Genomic DNA, 16,754 nt, shown 5'->3' with positions numbered 1-16,754 from the left:
CCTACTCCCTTGGTAGTAGGGCTTGTGGCGCAGGACCAACCAATACGGGTCGGGCGCCGTGAAGCTTGTCGATGCCGATCAGGGTCAGGATCAGCAAAAACGGCAGGAGCAGTGCTTTGAGAATTCGCATGGTCAATCTCCCCCCTTGAGTGATGGCCGTTGTAGCCCATGCTAAAACCGCGCCGCCCTGGGTGAGTTACGACCTTGGTACTGGCTCATCGGTACTTTCTGCATATTTCCCCGCCCGTCCTGGGTTCCTATGCTGACGCTACCTGTGATGGAGTGCCTTTATGCGCCAGCTCGCCCCTTATGCCTTGATCTACTTGCTGGCGATAGCCTGCGCCGCCGGGGTGGCGACCCAGGTTCAGGCGGCGGATGCGCCGTTGCAGGTGCAAATCGGCTACCTGGGCTATCGCCCCGACCCCGGCCCGTTGCTGTCGAACGTCATTCCCGAACCGACCGATGCCGGCCTGCGGGGCGCCGAACTGGCGATCACCGACAGCAACAGTACCGGGCGCTTTCTCAATCACAGCTACAGCCTGGTCAGCGCCAGCGTCGACACTCCGGATGCGCTGATCGAAGCAGCCAAAGCCCAACACGAACAAGGCCTGCGCCTGTTTGTGGTGAATGCACCGGTGGAAACCCTGCGCAGACTCAGCGCCGTGCTACCCGACAGCTTGCTGTTCAATGCCGGCAGCCCCGATGACAGTCTGCGCAGCACCGATTGTCTGCCAAACGTGCTGCACAGCCTGCCAAGCCGCGCGATGCTGGCCGATGCGTTGGCGCAATTTCTGGTGCTGCGTAAATGGCAACGGGCGCTGCTGATTGTCGGCCCGACCGCGGACGATCAAGCCTATGCCGCCGCCCTGCGTCGGGCGGCCAAACGCTTCGGCCTGCAACTGATAGCGGAGAAAGCCTGGAGCTTCGATAACGACCAGCGCCGCAGCGCCCAGGCCGACATGCCACTGTTCACCCAGACCGCCGAGTACGACGTGGTGCTGGTGGCCGATGAACGCGGCGACTTCGGCGAGTACGTGCCCTACCAGACCTGGTATCCACGGCCGGTCGCCGGCACTCAGGGCCTGACCCCGGTGGGCTGGCACAAGACCGTAGAAACCTACGGCGCCGCGCAGTTGCAGAAGCGCTTCGAAGCCCTGACCGGACGCTGGATGAACGACCGGGATTTCGCCGCGTGGATGGCCGTACGCAGCATCGCCAGTGCGGTGGGCAAACTGCGTCAGGCCGATGCCATGGCGATCCGTACGCTTGCAATCAGCGATCAATTGCCTCTGGACGGCTTCAAGGGTCGCAAGCTCAGTTATCGGCCATGGAACGGTCAGTTGCGCCAGCCGATCCCCATCGTGCAACCCCGGGCACTGGTCAGCACCTCGCCGCAAGACGGTTTCCTGCACCCCGTCAACGAAATGGACAGCCTGGGTTACGACAAAGCCGAGGTCAGCTGCCGCTTTCTCTGATCCTTTTTTCACGACAACAACAATAAGGAATCTGCCATGCGCCGCACCCTGCTTTCCTGCGCCCTGCTGCTCGCCGCCGGGCACGCCGCTGCCAGCACCGCCTGGGTCTCCAACGAAAAGGACAACAGCCTGAGCCTGATCGACATGCAGACCCTGAAAGTCACCGACACCCTGCCCGTCGGCCAGCGCCCGCGCGGCCTGTTGCTGTCCCACGACAATAAGCTGCTGTACATCTGCGCCAGCGATTCGGACCGGGTCCAGGTGATGGACGTCGCCACGCGCAAGATCATCAAGGAACTGCCTTCGGGCAAAGACCCCGAGCAATTCGCCCTGCACCCTAATAATCGCTGGCTGTATGTCTCCAACGAGGACGATGCACTGGTGACAGTGATCGACACCGAAACTTCCAAAGTGCTCGGGCAGATCAACGTCGGCGTCGAGCCCGAAGGCATGGCCGTCAGCCCCGACGGCAAGTGGGCGGTGAACACCAGTGAAACCACCAACATGCTGCACTGGATCGACACCAGCACCCAGAACCTGGCCGACAACACCCTGGTCGATCAGCGGCCGCGTTTTGTCGAATTCAATCCCGATGGCTCGCAGCTCTGGGCCTCGGCGGAAATCGGCGGCACGGTGACGATTCTCGACGTCGCCAGCCGCAAGATCCTCAAGACCCTGACCTTCCAGATCAAAGGCGTACACCCGGACAAGGTTCAGCCGGTGGGGATCAAACTCAGCGCCGACGGCAAATACGGTTTCGTCGCCCTCGGCCCGGCCAACCATGTGGCGGTGATCGACGCCAAGACCTTCGAGATCCTTGATTACCTGCTGGTGGGCCGACGGGTCTGGCAGATGTCGTTCACCCCGGATCAACGGCAATTACTGGCCACCAATGGCGTCAGTGGCGACGTATCGGTGATCGATGTCGACAGCCTCAAGGTGACCAAATCGGTGAAGGTCGGGCGCTATCCGTGGGGCGTGGTGGTGACGCCATGAACGCCCTTGAAGTCAGCGACCTGAGTTTCGCTTACGGCCAGCGCGAGGCCTTGCGTCAGGTGAGTTTCAACCTGGCATCCGGGCGTTTTGCCGCGCTGCTGGGACCGAACGGCGCGGGCAAGTCGACACTGATCGCCCTGCTCACCCGTCTTTATGATGTACAGCGCGGTGATATTCGGGTCGGCGGCTGTTCCTTGCGCACCTCGGCACGTCCGGCGCTCAAGCAGTTGGGTGTGGTATTTCAGCAAAGCACCTTGGATCTAGACCTCAGCGTCGAGCAGAACCTGCGTTATCACGCCGCGCTGCATGGCCTGTCCCGACGCCAGACCGGACTTCGGGTCGACGCCGAACTGGCACGTCAGGCCTTGACCGAACGCCGTGGCGAACGGGTACGCGAACTCAATGGCGGCCATCGCCGGCGGGTGGAAATCGCCCGCGCGTTGCTGCATGAGCCAAGCTTGCTGCTGCTTGATGAGGCCAGTGTCGGCCTCGATCCGGCCAGTCGTCTGGCGCTCAACCAACACATCCGCAGTCTGTGCCGCGAGCACAACATCAGTGTGCTCTGGACCACTCATTTGCTGGATGAAGTGCAGCCCAGCGACAACTTGCTGATCCTGCATCAAGGCCGTTTGGTGGCCAGCGGACAGGCTGATGCGTTGAGCCTGGAACATGGCGGTGACCTCGGTTCGGCCTTCGCGCGACTGACCACCTCGGCCCCTTCAGGAGCAGTCGTCAGATGAATGTTTACTGGCAATGCTTCAGCGGTATCGTACTGCGTGAATGGCTACGCTTTGTGTTGCAGCGCACGCGGTTTCTCAGTGCGTTGGTGCGGCCGTTGTTGTGGCTGCTGGTGTTCGCCGCCGGTTTTCGCGCGGCACTCGGCATCGCCATCATCGAGCCCTATGACACCTACATTCCCTATGAGGTTTACATCATCCCGGGCCTGGCCTGCATGATCCTGCTGTTCAACGGCATGCAAGGTTCGCTGTCGATGGTCTACGACCGGGAGATGGGCAGCATGCGCGTGCTGCTGACCAGCCCCCTGCCCCGGACCTTCCTGCTGTGCAGCAAATTGCTGGCGACATCGCTGATTTCGCTGTTGCAGGTGTATGCCTTTCTGGCGATTGCCTGGCTGTACGGCGTGCGACCGCCGGCCACGGGTTTGTTGCTGGCGTTGCCGGCGTTGCTTCTGGTCGCGTTGATGCTTAGCGCGCTGGGGCTGTTGCTGTCCAACGCCATCCGCCAACTGGAGAACTTTGCCGGGGTGATGAACTTCGTAATCTTCCCGCTGTTTTTCCTGTCGTCGGCGCTGTATCCGCTGTGGAAAATGCGCGAATCCAGCGAGTGGTTGTATTGGTTGTGTGCCTTGAACCCGTTCACCCATGCGGTGGAACTGGTGCGGTTTGCGCTGTATGAACGCTTCAACCCGGTCGCGCTGGCGGTGTGCGTAGGGCTGACGCTGGTGTTTGCCCTGCTGGCCGTGCTCACCTTCAACCCGCAGCACGCGGCCTTGCGCAAAACCAACTGACAACACGATTCCCCGTGTGGGAGCGGGCTTGCTCGCGATGGCGGTGTATCAGTCGACATCAATACTGAATGTGATGGCCTCATCGCGAGCAGGCTCGCTCCCACAGTTGATCTGAGGTGTTCACATATTTTGTGTTCACACACCATTCAGTGTGGGAGCGAGCCTGCTCGCGATTGCGGTGTGTCAGTCGACATCAATGCTGGATGTGATGGCCTCATCGCGAGCAGGCTCGCTCCCACAGTTGATCTGAGGTGTTCACATATTTGTGTTCACAAGGAAAGCACCCGGCAATCCGGGCAAAATTACTACTTTAGTACTGGTTTACCTGTCTATCGTCGCATTCACAACGCACCGCTACTGGCATGTAATGGGTTCATAACTATAAGGACTGAACCTCCATGCCGCGTGCACGACGTGTTCTGCTGTGCCCTTCTCTCGCCGCGCTGTCGCTGAGCCTGTTGCTGGGCGTGGCGCAGGCTGAAACTGCGCTGTTCTCCGCCGAAGGTTATCGCATCGGTCTGTACCGCAGCCCGACCCCGACTCAGCTCCAGGGTGCGAACATCATCGACACCCCCGCCCTGCAAAACCTGCTCAAGCACACGCCCCAACCGCTGCTGATCGATGTCTACCGCCGGCAATGGTTGCAAGACCGTTTCATCGAAGACGAGGCCCACGAAAACCTGCCCGGCAGCCATTGGCTGGCCAATACCGGTGACGGCGACCTGACGCCCCCGTGGCAGCAATATTTCGCGCACCACCTGCAGCAATTGACGGCGGGTGACCTGACGCGACCGTTGGTCTTTTACTGCCGTTCCGATTGCTGGTTGAGCTGGAACGCGGTAAAACGCGCCGCTTCCATGGGCTATAAGACACTGTATTGGTACCGCGACGGACTGGATGCGTGGCAGGCGGCGAATCTGCCCGTGACGCCGGCCCGGCCCGACCCTTTCCCTGACTTGAGCGCTTGCGTGTTGTTGCCACACCCTGATCAAAAAAAAATAATGAGGTGAAAGGCCATGTACAAAATTCTGATTGCCGACGATCACCCGCTGTTTCGCGAAGCCATTCATAACGTCATCAGCGATGGTTTCCCCGGCAGCGAGGTCATGGAAACCGCCGACCTCGACAGTGCCCTGGCCCTGACTCAGGAACACGATGACCTGGACCTGATCCTGCTCGACCTGAACATGCCTGGCATGCACGGCCTAAATGGCCTGATCAACCTGCGCAACGAGGCGCCGACCATTCCGGTGGTGATCGTCTCGGCCGAGCAGGACAAGCAAATCGTGCTGCAAGCCATCACCTATGGCGCGGTGGGGTTCATCACCAAGTCCTCGCCTCGGGTGCAGATGACCGAGGCCATCCAGCAGATTCTCAATGGCAACGTCTACCTGCCGCCGGACATCATCCGCACGCAGAAAAGCGGCACTCATCGCCGGATGAATGACACCCCGAGCTTCCCGCCGGAGCTGCTCCAGGCACTGACCCGCAAGCAGTTGCTGGTGCTTGAGCGTATGACCAAAGGCGAATCGAACAAACAGATCGCCTACACCCTGGAAATCGCCGAAACCACGGTCAAGGCTCACGTCTCGGCGATATTGCGCAAACTCAATGTACACAATCGGGTGCAGGCAATTTTGAGTGCCGGGGATATTGATTTCGGGTCGTATTTGCGGCGTTGATGCTTCTTCAGAAAGACCGCGTCGCCCCTATCGCGAGCAGGCTCGCTCCCACATTAGATCTGAGATGACTCGGTCAAATGTGGGAGCGAGCCTGCTCGCGATGAGGCCCTCACAAACACCAGAAAACTCAAGGCCGACCCAGCAAATGACTCATCGCCGTCTTGAGTTTCATCGGCCGCACCGGTTTGTGCATCAGGGTGTGGCCCAGTTCGCGGATCTGCTGTTTGAGTTCGTTGCTGTAGTTGGCGGTGATCATCATCGCCGGGATCGCTGAAGCGCGACGGGCGTTGATGCGGGCCACGGCGTCGACACCATTCTTCTCGTCATCCAGGTGATAGTCGGCAATCAGCAGGTCAGCTTCGTCGTGGTAATTATCCACTTGCCGCGCCAGGTCCTCCTCCGACAACGCCGTGATTACCCGGCAACCCCAACCTTCGAGCAAGGTGCGCATCCCCGCGCAAATGGCCGCGTCGTTGTCCAGCACCCACACCCGTGCGCCGCGCAGGCGCTCGAGCATCGGTTCACTCATCAGCAGGTTCGGCAACGCCTTCGGCGCCGTGGCACTCAACGGCACTTCGACGGAAAACATCGAGCCCTTGTCCGGCCACGAACGCACATGAATCCGGTGGCCAAGAATGCGCGCGATTTTCTCCACAATCGCCAGACCCAGCCCCAAGCCGCGATCCTGATCCGGACGCTGTACGTCACCGCGTTTGAACTCCTGAAAAATCTCCTCCAGACGGTTTTCAGCAATGCCCATGCCGCTGTCCCAGACTTCGATGGTCAGCCGCTGATGATGACGCCGGCAGCCGAGCACCACTCGCCCGCTGTAGGTGTAGCGAATGGCATTGCTCAGCAGGTTGCGCAGGATCCGCGCGAGCAACTGAATGTCGCTGCGCACCAGCGCCGAACACGGAATGAAATGCAGCTCGAGGCCTTCGCTGCGGGCCACTTGGGTGTATTCGGCGGCGAGGTTTTCCAGCAATTCGCTCAGGGCAAATGGCGCAATGTCAGCCTTGATCACTCCGGCATCGAGTTTGGAAATATCCACCAGGGTGCCCAGCAGGTTTTCCACGTCCTCCAGGGAATTGCTGACGTTGCGCACCAGAATCTCGTTGGCCACCGGCTCCCGGCGCTCCAGCAAGGCACTGGTAAACAACCGCGCAGCATTCAGCGGTTGCAGCAGGTCGTGACTGACCGCCGCGAGAAATTTGGTCTTCGACAGGTTGGCCTGCTCGGCCTCGAGCTTGGCCTCGCGCAAGCGTGACTCCACGCGGCGACGCTCGTCGATTTCGCGCAGCAATTGGTCATTGAGGGTGGTCAGTTCGGTGGTACGTTCACGCACCCGCAATTCAAGGTTCTGATAGGCCTGATGCAGCGCTTCGGCGGTGCGGCGGCGCTCGGTGATGTCGCGGATCAACACGAAAATCCCCACCACTTCCCCGGTGGCCAGGCGATTGGGCACGTAGGAGCGCAGCATGTAGCGCTCCTGATTATTGATGTTGGTTTCGGCAAACTCGAACGTCACGCTCTCGCCGGTCAGGGCCCGGGCCACGTAGGCTTCCAGGCGCTGATAATGCTGTTCACTGTGAACTTCGCGCAGGCTCTGCCCGAGCATCACGCCCCGGGGCCAGCAGTACCATTCTTCGTAGACTTTGTTAGTGAATTCATAGACCAGATCGGCGTTCAGGTAGGCGATCAGCGCCGGCACGTGGTCCGTGATCAGGCGAATCCAGCGCTCGCTTTCGCTGAGTGCTTCGGCGTGCTGGTAGCGTTCGGTGATGTCGGTGAAGGTGTTGACGAAACCGCCGGTGGGCAACGGATGGGTGCGGATTTCCAGCACCCGGCCATCGTAGAGGCGCTGCTCGCACTCCTGCACGTGCCGCCCGTTCGGGTCGCGACTGGCCGGGGTCAGCAGGTTCAGTTCGCTGTCGGCAATCACTTCGGCGAACGGCCGATGGGCCGCCACCGGGGCCAGACCGCTGAGTTCCAGGAAGCGCCGGTTCCACAGTTCCAGAATGCCCTCGGCGTTGACCATCGCCACCCCTTGGGACAGGTTGTCGACCGCCCGCTGCAACAAATGCGACTTCTGCGCCACGGCCTGTTCGCGGCGCAGGGTTTCGCTGAGTTTGACGTCGGTAATGTCAGTGAACAGGATCACCCGCCCGCCTTCCTGAGTCGGCCGTTCGCTGACTTGCAGCCAGCGCCCGTTGTGCAGGCGATAGAGCAGGTTTTCGTCGGCGTGCCCGCGGGGTTCTTCGCTGAACAGTCCGGTCGCGGTCATCAGCCGTTTGACCTCGCGCAAGCGCATGCCGGCGTTGATCCGCACCCGGCTGTTGCCCCAAAACGCCTTGAAACGGCTGTTGAACAGCACGATCCGCTGCTCGGCATCGAACAATACAAAGGCGTCGGAAATGCTTTCGATGGCGTCGATCAAGTGTTGATGGGCAGTTTCGGCCCGCAGTCGTGCCTCGCTGAGCAAATGATTGCCGGCCTTGAGTTCGGCCATGGCCTGGTTCAGGGCGTCGGTGCGCTCACGCACCTGCTCGGCCAGCACCACCGAATGCTGGAACGCCGCATACGGGTCGTTGCCCCGGGTGATGCCGGATTCGATGCGCTCGATCAGCGCGCCATTAATGCGCTGCAGTTTGTGGTTTTCGCGCCGCAGGCTGGCGATCTGCGCCTGAAGGTCAGCGCTGTCCAGGGGAGCGGCCTCGGGCAATGGCAACCCCGGTGAAGGTCTGGTTGATGTGCATGCCATTGAACTGTTCTCCGTAGGTGTTGAAACCCATCACCCGCTGATCCCGCAAAAATGCGCCGATCTGCTCGAGACGGCCGCCGTCTTCCAGTTCCAGACGCCTGAGAAAACAGTCGCAGCCGATGGTCAGCAACAGGTCGCCGAGACGCTCCTGCAAACCGTCGAACAGGTTTTGCAGATTCGGCAGCATGGGGCCGGGGGTCATGACGGTGAGGACGATGCCGTTTTCCACCGCACAGTAGAAACTCAGGCTCAGGTCCGGATGAACCTGCTGGATCGCCCGCACGTAATACTGATCGTTGATTCGCACCGCCAACGGGTGCGCGGCAAAGATCCGGTAATCGAGGTCGGCCACCGCCACGCCGATGTGCCGGGCGTACTCTTCGGCGGCCGGTTCGGCGTTGAGTTCGAACACCCGGCGTGAGGCGCTGTCGGCAGCGGTGACCACCAGTTTCTCGGCCCTGGGCAGGATGTGGTGGGTGGTGAAGACTTCGAAGTCCAGCCAGGTATTGACCAACACCACCACCGCCGCGCCGCTGTGAAACTCGCCGCCGAAATACACGTGGGTGTGGGTCAGGTAGTTGTCGTCGCCGGCCGAACCGCCAAAATGCGGAATGTCGCCCAACGCCGCACTCAGGGCAGCGAGAACCATTTCTTCACGGCTGGACAAGCCATCGAGCAGGGTCAGGGCAAAGCTGTTGCCCTTGATTGGCGCCAGGGTGTTGCTGCGACAGCCACTGACCAGTCGCTCGACCATTTGCTGGGCATCGATCAGGCTGAAATGTTCCATTTCGTCGATCAGTTCGGTGGAGATGGAAAAGTGCCGATGATCGAAGCCCACCGCCGTCACGCAGCTGCGGCCATAGCCTTGGGGGGTGATTTCTCCGGCACTGGTGCAGCCCACCAGACGAATGCCGCCGAAGCTCTGTTGCAACGCCTGCCCCAGCGCCTGCAAGTCGTACTCGGCGGAGCAGAAGAACAGCACGAAGCCCAAATGCGGGTGCAAGAGTTGTCGCGCCAGATCCTGAGCCGCTTGCTGGGCGTCGGTGGCCTGGGACATGGCACTGACCACACCGTCGTTCTGAACCTGCTCCATCCTCGCCCCTCGCCGGTGCGCCTGTATGAGGCACGAGTGTACGAAGCCTGCGGGCGGCGGCGAATGCTACTTGGGTAGTGGGTGGGTGGTTCGATGGGATGAGAGGGCTTTCAGAATCTATAAGACACTGCAGATCCCCTGTGGGAGCGAGCCTGCTCGCGATGGCGGACTTACATTCAACATATTCGCTGAATATTAGGCCCTCATCGCGAGCAGGCTCGCTCCCACATTGGATCTGCGTTGTGCCGATTACGGAGTTACCAAGTCAACACCGCCCCCACTGCAAACGTATCGGTGTCTTCATTCTGAGCGCTGGTGTCATGGCCGTTGATTTCGAACTGGTTGTACTCGGCCACCAGCTTCAGGTTGTCGTTGACGTCATGGAACAGCGCAATGCCGCGGGTCTCGTAATCGGCGCCGCTGCCGACCACGCCGTTGCCGTCGTCCTCGGTCTTGCCGTAAGACAGTGCCAGGCGGTTTTTGCCGAGTTTGTAGGAGCCCTGCAACAAGTAACCGTCGCTGTCGACGTTGCGCAAGGTCGGTTCGCCGGCGTTGTTGGTGAAGAACGGGTTGATGCCCTTGGCCTGGAAACCGGAGCCGGTCAGCGACAGCCCGCCCATCTTCGCCTGCACGCCGTAGCCGACGCCTTTGGAGGTGACGGACTCGACGCTGGAGTCGGTGTTGTCCGAAGTCTGGTAGCTGCCGTTGAGCCAGCTGTAAATCTTCGCCCCGCCGACGTCGAACTGATAGGTGATCTCGCTCTCGGTGCGCGGGTTCTCCTGATACGCCTTGCCCGTCGCGCTGCTGTCGTTGGTGTCGACCGGGTCCATGATCCCGACCGCCACCCGCAAGCCATCCATCACCGGGGTGCGATAGGTAATCTGCGACGTCGGGAACGGGTACGGATAACCGCTGCCGATGTTGCCGAACGACACCCCGCCGCCGTCCACCAGGCCCAACGTATCGCTGACCTGACCATAACCGGCGAGCAATTCATCGAGCAGGATGTTGGAGCGGGCAAACAGGCCGAAGTCCTTGCCGATCAGCACCTCGCCCCACTCTGGATTGGCCACCGTGCCGTAGAACTGCCGCACGTCGATGGCGGTGTCGGTGCCGTTGGTTTCGCTGTCGTTGATGGTCACCCAGAACGAGGCGCGGGCGCCGAGCTTGAGGTCATCGACTTGTTTGCCCATGTTGAAGCCCAGGTAGTTGGGCAGGAATCCCATCTTCACCCGCGCCTGGCGCCGGTCGTACTGCTCGCCGGCCCGGTCCACGTCGCTGTTCACGTAGAAGGCGTTGATGTAGCCATCCGTGGAGAACGTGGTCTGGTCCTTGTCGTACAGCATGATCTCGGCCTCGGCCATTGAGCTCAGGCCCAGGGAGGACAGGCTGGCGATGAAGGCCGGCAAGAAACGATGCTTGAAGTTCTTATTGTTGTGCATGACGCGCTCCGCAACGGGGGACTTGATGTCGGAGGCGATTATCGAAAGTGGACCGGCGGCGTCATACGCTGCCTTGGGGGCGGTTGTCAGCTGCTTTGGATTGGCCGGTGGCGCGCGGCAAATTCGGTGTAAGACCGCCCGCCGGCCAGGCCCGGAACTTAGGGTGTACGCCTGTGGACCCGACTGGCGTCCACAGGAACCGGTGTCCGCTAGGCGAGCGCTCTAAACAGCATGTAAACGGCGGTCACCACGCAGACGCTGGCGAAGCCGATCTGCAGCCCTCGGGCCGGTACCCGTGCGCAGAGTTTTCGACCGAGGATCATCCCGACGATGCTGGCGACAATGAACGACACGCCCAAACCATCGATCCGCACCCCGGCATGAAACGCGCCGATCACCCCAATCACCGAGATCAGACTGATCACCATCAACGAAGTAGCGACGATGCCGCGCATCTGCACGTCGGTCAGTTGCTTGAACGCCGGCACAATCAGAAAGCCGCCGCCAACACCGAGCAGCCCCGAGACCACACCGGTCACCGCGCCGAGTACCGCCAGGGTTGCGGTGCATTTGGCGGTCCAGGAAAAACGCCCGGTCTGCTGATCGAGCATGCAGTTCTTCTGGCCCCAGTTGGCATGCCCGTGATCGCTCGGGCCATCGTCGGGCTTTTCCCGGCGCAGCATCCGCCAGGCCACCATGACCATCAGCAGACTGAACAGAATCATCAGGATCTTTTCCGGCAACTGATGGGCGAAGTAGATGCCCACCGGCGAAAACACCGCGCCCAGCAGTGCAATCAACAACGCCGCGCGATAGCGCACCAGGCCATGGCGCAAACCGTCGATCGCACCGATCGCCGCCGCACTGCCCACCGCGAACAAGGCGACGGGCGCCGCTTGGGTCATGGTCAATCCCAGCCCCAGCACCAGGGCCGGCACCGCAAGAATACCGCCACCGGCACCGGTCAAACCGAGCACCAGGCCCATGACCACACCGAAAAAACTGGCCAGCAACATAGAGTTCTCTCAGTCAACCTTGGACAGATGGGTCAGCCATTCACGGCCCTTGAGCAGGCCATTCCAGTAGAACCATGGCAGCAGGGTCGCCTTGAGAAACCAGGCTGAACGACGCGGCACGATCGGGTCGAGGGGAAAGGTCGGCAGCAATTTACCGGCGTAACCGAACTCGGCGAGGATCACCTTGCCCTTCTCCACCGTCAGCGGGCAGGAACCGTAGCCGTCGTACTTGAGTGGCAACGGCTGTTGCTTGCGCAGGGCCAGCAGGTTTTGCGCCACCACCACGATCTGCTTGCGCGCGGCGGCAGCAGTTTTCGCGTTGCTGGTGGAACAGACATCGCCCAAGGCAAAGACGTCTGTATAGCGTACGTGTTGCAGGCTGTGCGGGTTCACTTCGCACCAGCCAGCGGCGTCGGCCAACGGGCTCTGGCGGATGAAATCCGGCGAGACCTGAGGCGGCACGACGTGCAGCAGGTCGAAGGTTTTTTCTTCTACGGTCACAACACCTGCAGCGTCCCTGACCTCGAACCACGCGGTTTTCGACGGTCCGTCAACCTTGACCAGATTGGAATTGAAGGCCAGCCGGGCGTTGTACTTTTCCATGTACTTCATGAGCGGCGGCACGAATGTCGCCACGCCGAACAACGCTGCGCCGGCCAGATTGAACTCGACGTCGAATTTGTTCAGAACCCCTGTTTTACGCCAGTGATCGCAGGACAAGTACAAGGCTTTCTGCGGCGCACCAGCGCATTTGATCGGCATCGCTGGCTGGGTGAAGATCGCTTTGCCGCCGCGCAATCCCTGGACCAGTTCCCAAGTGTAGGCCGCGTGCCGATAGCTGTAATTGGAAGTCACGCCGTTCTGGCCGAGGGTGTCCTGCAAGCCTTCGATTTTCTCCCAGGCCAGGCACAACCCCGGGCAGACAACGAGGTTCTGGTAACTGACGGTGCGGCCATCGTTGAGGGTCAGCTGTTTGCTGTCCGGGGCGATATCAGTCACGGACGCCTGCAACCAAGTGGCCTGACGCGGCATCACTGAGGACATCGGGCGCGCGGTGTTTTTCACCGCGTAAGCACCGCCGCCCACCAGCGTCCACGCCGGTTGGTAGTAGTGCCGGCTATCGGGTTCGATAACAGTGATGTTCAAGCCCGGATCGCGTTTCAGCAGGCTGGCCACCAGGCCAATGCCGGCGGTCCCGCCGCCTATTACCACGATGTCGGCACTGATGGATGGGCCCCAGTGTTGATCGTTCATCATTCATTCCTTGTTATTGCATGCATGGCGCCAGGTTCATTAAGTCGCGGAACCTGTGGGAGCGGGCTTGCTCGCGAAAGCGGTGTGTCAGGCGACATCATTATTGACTGTGCCACCGCCTTCGCGAGCAAGCCCGCTCCCACATGGATTGCGCTTAACTGACCGGCATCAGGTTCAGCCCCAGCTTTTCAGCACCGCTCCGCAGTACAGGCCGGACAGTGTCTTCATCACCTGAATCACTTCGTGACTGGCTAAACCATAGAATATGTACTTGCCTTCACGACGGGTGACTACCAATCCTTCGTCGCGCAGGATGCCCAGCTGTTGGGACAGTGTGGGCTGGCGCACGCCGGTCATTTTCTCCAGCTCGCCGACGTTGCGCTCGCCCTGGGTCAATTGGCAGAGAATCAGCAAGCGGTCCTCGTTGGCCAGGGCTTTGAGCAGCGCGCAAGCCTTGGAGGCCGAGGCCCGGAGCTGGGCGACTTCACATTCGGTCAGACTGGATTGCATTTGCAGGATGCCTTCGACGTCACTTAAGCTGCGGACATTATGTTTAAACATAAAGTGTTGCAACCGGTTACTGTGCTCTCGCCCCTTTCCACAGGTTCGTCCCCATGTCTGCGTTGATTGAAGCCTTCCTCGACCCCGCATCAAAGACCTACAGCTACGTGATCTACGAACACGATGGCGGGCACTGCGCGATTGTCGATCCGGTGCTGGATTACGACCCCGCCGCCGGGCGCACCGCGACCGTCCAGGCCGACAAGATCATCGCCTTCGTACGCGAACACCAGTTGCAGGTGCAATGGCTGCTGGAAACCCACGCCCATGCCGATCACCTGTCCGCCGCGCCTTATCTGCGTCGGGAACTGGGCGGCAAGATTGCGATTGGTGAGTCGATCAGCAAGGTTCAGGGGGTGTTCAAGACGCTGTTCAATCTGGAGCCGGGATTTAGCGTCGATGGTTCACAGTTCGATCACCTGTTCGCGCCGGACGAGTCATTCCGGATCGGCAACCTCAAGGCCACGGCCCTGCATGTGCCCGGGCATACCCCGGCGGACATGGCCTATTTGATCGACGGCGATGTGATTCTGGTGGGCGATACGTTGTTCATGCCGGATGTCGGCACGGCGCGCTGCGACTTCCCCGGTGGCAACGCCAACCAGATGTTTGCCTCGATCCAGAAACTGTTGGCTTTTCCCGCCAGCGTGCGGCTTTACGTCTGCCACGATTACCCGCCCACGGGCCGCGCTCCGCAATGCCAGAGCACGGTGGGTGAGCAGCGCAAAAGCAACATTCATATTCACGATGGCATTGATGAGGCCGCCTTCGTCGCCATGCGTACCCGGCGCGATGCCGGGTTATGCATGCCGACGTTGTTGCTGCCAGCGATTCAAGTGAATGTGCGGGCGGGGAATTTGCCGCCGGCGGAAGAGAATGGCGTGACTTACCTGAAGATCCCGATTAATAAGCTGTAAATCAGATCAAAAGATCGCAGGCTTCGCCAGCTCCTACATTGATCGTATGCAACCTCAATGTAATGGGTGTACCCAACCCCCGCCGTAGGAGCTGCCGAAGGCTGCGATCTTTTGATTTTCAATTGGCCAACGTCAACCCGTTCGCCGGCAACGGCAGCGCCGTCTTATACCTCACCTGCTTGAGCGCAAAGCTCGAACGGATGTTCGCCACCCCCGGCACTTTGGTCAGAAAATCCATCATGAAGCGTTCCAGCGACTGAATGGTCGGCACCAGCACGCGGATCAGGTAGTCCGGGTCGCCGGCCATCAAATAGCACTCCATCACTTCCGGGCGATCCGAGATCGCCTCTTCGAAATGCTGCAACGCCTCCTCCACCTGTTTCTCCAGGCTGACGTGAATGAACACATTCACATGCAGCCCCAGCAGGTCGGCATCCAGCAGGGTCACTTGCTCACGAATCAGTCCTAATTCTTCCATCGCCTTGACCCGGTTGAAGCACGGCGTCGGCGACAGGTTCACCGAGCGCGCGAGGTCGGCGTTGGTGATGCGCGCGTTCTCCTGAAGGCTGTTGAGAATGCCGATATCGGTACGGTCCAGTTTGCGCATGAGACAAAACCACCTGCTTTTTATGTTTATGCAGAATTTTTATCCTCAAATGACCGCAAGCGCAACGAAACAGAGAGAAATATTCTTCTTGGGCCGGCCTATGATTGTTGTAGGACAAGAATTCTTTTACCGAAGAATGACTGCCAGCTCACTACAAGAAATTCACAAGATCGAGCGTAGAAGCCATGAACCAAGCGTACGAACCGCTGCGCCTGCACGTTCCCGAACCTTCGGGCCGCCCCGGCTGCAAAACCGACTTCTCCTACCTGCATCTGACTGACGCAGGCCTGGTGCGCAAACCCCCAATCGACGTTGAACCGGCGGACACGGCTGATCTGGCCAAAGGCCTGATTCGCGTGCTCGACGACCAGGGCAATGCCCTCGGCCCATGGGCTGAAGGCGTGCCAGTCGAGATCCTGCGTAAAGGCATGCGCGCCATGCTCAAGACGCGGATTTTCGACAACCGCATGGTGGTCGCCCAGCGTCAGAAAAAAATGTCGTTCTACATGCAAAGCCTTGGCGAAGAAGCCATCGGCAGCGCCCAGGCCCTGGCCTTGAACATCGACGACATGTGCTTCCCCACCTACCGTCAACAAAGCATCCTGATGGCCCGCGAAGTGCCACTGGTCGACCTGATCTGCCAACTGCTGTCCAACGAGCGCGATCCGCTCAAAGGCCGTCAGCTGCCGATCATGTACTCGGTCAAAGACGCCGGCTTCTTCACCATTTCCGGCAACCTCGCCACTCAATTCGTTCAGGGCGTGGGCTGGGGCATGGCCTCGGCGATCAAGGGTGACACCAAAATCGCCTCGGCCTGGATCGGCGACGGCGCTACCGCAGAATCGGACTTCCATACCGCCCTCACCTTCGCCCACGTCTACCGTGCGCCGGTGATCCTCAACGTGGTCAACAACCAGTGGGCGATCTCGACGTTCCAGGCGATTGCCGGCGGTGAAGCCACCACCTTCGCCGGTCGCGGCGTCGGTTGCGGCATCGCCTCCCTGCGGGTCGATGGCAACGATTTTGTCGCGGTGTACGCCGCCTCTGCCTGGGCCGCCGAACGCGCGCGCCGCAACCTCGGCCCGACCATGATCGAATGGGTCACCTACCGCGCCGGCCCGCACTCGACGTCCGACGATCCGTCCAAATACCGTCCTGCCGACGACTGGAGCCACTTCCCGTTGGGCGACCCGATTGCCCGCCTCAAGCAGCACCTGATCAAAGTCGGTCAGTGGTCCGAAGAGGAACACGTCGCCGTCAGCGCCGAACTGGAAGCCGAAGTGATCGCCGCACAGAAAGAAGCCGAGCAGTACGGCACCCTCGCCGGCGGCCAGATTCCAAGCGCCGCGACCATGTTCGAAGACGTCTACAAAGAGATGCCGGAGCACTTGAAGCGCCAGCGTCAAGAGTTGGGGATCTGAC

At 60.5% G+C, this 16,754-nt stretch carries 16 protein-coding genes; 8 read left to right on the top strand and 8 right to left on the bottom strand.

Going from position 1 to position 16,754, the window contains the following annotated elements; all coding sequences use genetic code 11:
* Nucleotide 1 precedes the first annotated feature (1 nt).
* On the bottom strand, nt 2-130 hold the full coding sequence (locus tag BK662_RS35415) for a hypothetical protein (protein ID WP_256348746.1): 129 nt from the start codon (nt 128-130) through the stop codon (nt 2-4).
* A 160-nt stretch (nt 131-290) separates the two neighbouring features.
* Here BK662_RS35415 and pedA1 point away from each other — a divergent pair, with 160 nt between their 5' ends.
* The 6 genes from pedA1 (at nt 291) to BK662_RS23600 (ending at nt 5,681) form a co-directional block, all read left to right on the top strand.
* Complete coding sequence (gene pedA1, locus BK662_RS23625) at nt 291-1,475, top strand: lanthanide ABC transporter ABC transporter substrate-binding protein PedA1 (RefSeq protein WP_123359753.1); 1,185 nt, start codon at nt 291-293, stop codon at nt 1,473-1,475.
* Between the two features lie 36 nt (nt 1,476-1,511).
* Nucleotides 1,512-2,471, top strand: coding sequence for a YVTN family beta-propeller repeat protein (locus tag BK662_RS23620; protein ID WP_123359754.1), 960 nt, complete (start codon nt 1,512-1,514; stop codon nt 2,469-2,471).
* Nucleotides 2,468-3,211 (top strand): lanthanide ABC transporter ATP-binding protein PedB/LutE, encoded by a 744-nt coding sequence (pedB, locus tag BK662_RS23615; protein ID WP_123359755.1) that lies wholly within the window; start codon nt 2,468-2,470, stop codon nt 3,209-3,211. Before BK662_RS23620 ends, pedB begins: the two co-directional genes overlap by 4 nt.
* Nucleotides 3,208-3,999: a lanthanide ABC transporter permease protein PedC gene (pedC, locus tag BK662_RS23610; RefSeq protein ID WP_123359756.1), complete on the top strand. Its 792-nt coding sequence runs from the start codon at nt 3,208-3,210 to the stop codon at nt 3,997-3,999. The genes pedB and pedC overlap by 4 nt, the downstream gene beginning before the upstream one ends.
* Nucleotides 4,000-4,397: 398 nt before the next feature.
* Entirely contained in the window at nt 4,398-5,009 is a 612-nt protein-coding gene (locus tag BK662_RS23605; protein WP_123359757.1) for a PQQ-dependent catabolism-associated CXXCW motif protein, read from the top strand.
* 6 nt (nt 5,010-5,015) lie between these two features.
* Nucleotides 5,016-5,681 carry a response regulator transcription factor gene (locus tag BK662_RS23600; protein WP_008005351.1) on the top strand — a complete coding sequence of 222 codons (666 nt, stop codon included), beginning with the start codon at nt 5,016-5,018 and terminating at the stop codon, nt 5,679-5,681.
* A gap of 127 nt (nt 5,682-5,808) precedes the next feature.
* Here BK662_RS23600 and nahK read toward each other — a convergent pair whose 3' ends face one another.
* The 6 genes from nahK to BK662_RS23565 all read right to left on the bottom strand — a co-directional run bounded on the left by nahK (nt 5,809) and on the right by BK662_RS23565 (nt 13,757).
* The gene (gene nahK / locus BK662_RS23595; RefSeq protein ID WP_123359758.1) at nt 5,809-8,403 is read right to left on the bottom strand and encodes a hybrid sensor histidine kinase/response regulator NahK/ErcS'; all 2,595 of its coding nucleotides are present in this window, start codon (nt 8,401-8,403) and stop codon (nt 5,809-5,811) included.
* On the bottom strand, nt 8,372-9,535 hold the full coding sequence (gene nosP, locus BK662_RS23590) for a nitric oxide-sensing protein NosP (RefSeq protein ID WP_123359759.1): 1,164 nt from the start codon (nt 9,533-9,535) through the stop codon (nt 8,372-8,374). Before nosP ends, nahK begins: the two co-directional genes overlap by 32 nt.
* Before the next feature lie 257 nt (nt 9,536-9,792).
* Entirely contained in the window at nt 9,793-10,977 is a 1,185-nt protein-coding gene (locus tag BK662_RS23585; protein ID WP_008005357.1) for a porin, read from the bottom strand.
* A gap of 209 nt (nt 10,978-11,186) precedes the next feature.
* A complete protein-coding gene (locus BK662_RS23580; protein ID WP_123359760.1) occupies nt 11,187-11,993 on the bottom strand; it encodes a sulfite exporter TauE/SafE family protein in 807 nt (268 codons plus the stop codon).
* 9 nt (nt 11,994-12,002) lie between these two features.
* Entirely contained in the window at nt 12,003-13,247 is a 1,245-nt protein-coding gene (locus BK662_RS23575; protein ID WP_123359761.1) for an NAD(P)/FAD-dependent oxidoreductase, read from the bottom strand.
* Between the two features lie 174 nt (nt 13,248-13,421).
* A complete protein-coding gene (locus BK662_RS23565; protein WP_032830345.1) occupies nt 13,422-13,757 on the bottom strand; it encodes an ArsR/SmtB family transcription factor in 336 nt (111 codons plus the stop codon).
* A gap of 104 nt (nt 13,758-13,861) precedes the next feature.
* Between BK662_RS23565 and BK662_RS23560 the strand changes: the two genes are divergently transcribed.
* Nucleotides 13,862-14,725, top strand: coding sequence for an MBL fold metallo-hydrolase (locus BK662_RS23560; protein WP_123359762.1), 864 nt, complete (start codon nt 13,862-13,864; stop codon nt 14,723-14,725).
* 118 nt (nt 14,726-14,843) lie between these two features.
* Here BK662_RS23560 and bkdR read toward each other — a convergent pair whose 3' ends face one another.
* Entirely contained in the window at nt 14,844-15,332 is a 489-nt protein-coding gene (bkdR, locus tag BK662_RS23555) for a Bkd operon transcriptional regulator BkdR (RefSeq protein ID WP_017339472.1), read from the bottom strand.
* Nucleotides 15,333-15,517: 185 nt separating this feature from the next.
* Between bkdR and BK662_RS23550 the strand changes: the two genes are divergently transcribed.
* Entirely contained in the window at nt 15,518-16,753 is a 1,236-nt protein-coding gene (locus BK662_RS23550) for a 3-methyl-2-oxobutanoate dehydrogenase (2-methylpropanoyl-transferring) subunit alpha (RefSeq protein ID WP_123359763.1), read from the top strand.
* Nucleotide 16,754: the final 1 nt, after the last annotated feature.

Source organism: Pseudomonas frederiksbergensis, assembly GCF_003732275.1.
Lineage (GTDB): Bacteria > Pseudomonadota > Gammaproteobacteria > Pseudomonadales > Pseudomonadaceae > Aquipseudomonas > Aquipseudomonas frederiksbergensis_H.
This window is presented reverse-complemented; position numbering and strand designations above follow the sequence as displayed.

Excerpts from the sequence above, each read along its gene's own strand:
- pedB (WP_123359755.1), top strand. The coding sequence starts at position 2,468 with ATGAACGCCCTTGAAGTCAGCGACCTGAGTTTCGCTTACGGCCAGCGC.
- BK662_RS23560 (WP_123359762.1), top strand. The coding sequence starts at position 13,862 with ATGTCTGCGTTGATTGAAGCCTTCCTCGACCCCGCATCAAAGACCTAC.
- BK662_RS23580 (WP_123359760.1), bottom strand. The coding sequence starts at position 11,993 with ATGTTGCTGGCCAGTTTTTTCGGTGTGGTCATGGGCCTGGTGCTCGGT.
- BK662_RS23605 (WP_123359757.1), top strand. The coding sequence starts at position 4,398 with ATGCCGCGTGCACGACGTGTTCTGCTGTGCCCTTCTCTCGCCGCGCTG.
- BK662_RS23585 (WP_008005357.1), bottom strand. The coding sequence starts at position 10,977 with ATGCACAACAATAAGAACTTCAAGCATCGTTTCTTGCCGGCCTTCATC.
- nosP (WP_123359759.1), bottom strand. The coding sequence starts at position 9,535 with ATGGAGCAGGTTCAGAACGACGGTGTGGTCAGTGCCATGTCCCAGGCC.
- BK662_RS23550 (WP_123359763.1), top strand. The coding sequence starts at position 15,518 with ATGAACCAAGCGTACGAACCGCTGCGCCTGCACGTTCCCGAACCTTCG.
- pedA1 (WP_123359753.1), top strand. The coding sequence starts at position 291 with ATGCGCCAGCTCGCCCCTTATGCCTTGATCTACTTGCTGGCGATAGCC.
- BK662_RS23620 (WP_123359754.1), top strand. The coding sequence starts at position 1,512 with ATGCGCCGCACCCTGCTTTCCTGCGCCCTGCTGCTCGCCGCCGGGCAC.
- BK662_RS23565 (WP_032830345.1), bottom strand. The coding sequence starts at position 13,757 with ATGCAATCCAGTCTGACCGAATGTGAAGTCGCCCAGCTCCGGGCCTCG.
- bkdR (WP_017339472.1), bottom strand. The coding sequence starts at position 15,332 with ATGCGCAAACTGGACCGTACCGATATCGGCATTCTCAACAGCCTTCAG.
- pedC (WP_123359756.1), top strand. The coding sequence starts at position 3,208 with ATGAATGTTTACTGGCAATGCTTCAGCGGTATCGTACTGCGTGAATGG.
- BK662_RS23575 (WP_123359761.1), bottom strand. The coding sequence starts at position 13,247 with ATGAACGATCAACACTGGGGCCCATCCATCAGTGCCGACATCGTGGTA.
- BK662_RS35415 (WP_256348746.1), bottom strand. The coding sequence starts at position 130 with ATGCGAATTCTCAAAGCACTGCTCCTGCCGTTTTTGCTGATCCTGACC.
- BK662_RS23600 (WP_008005351.1), top strand. The coding sequence starts at position 5,016 with ATGTACAAAATTCTGATTGCCGACGATCACCCGCTGTTTCGCGAAGCC.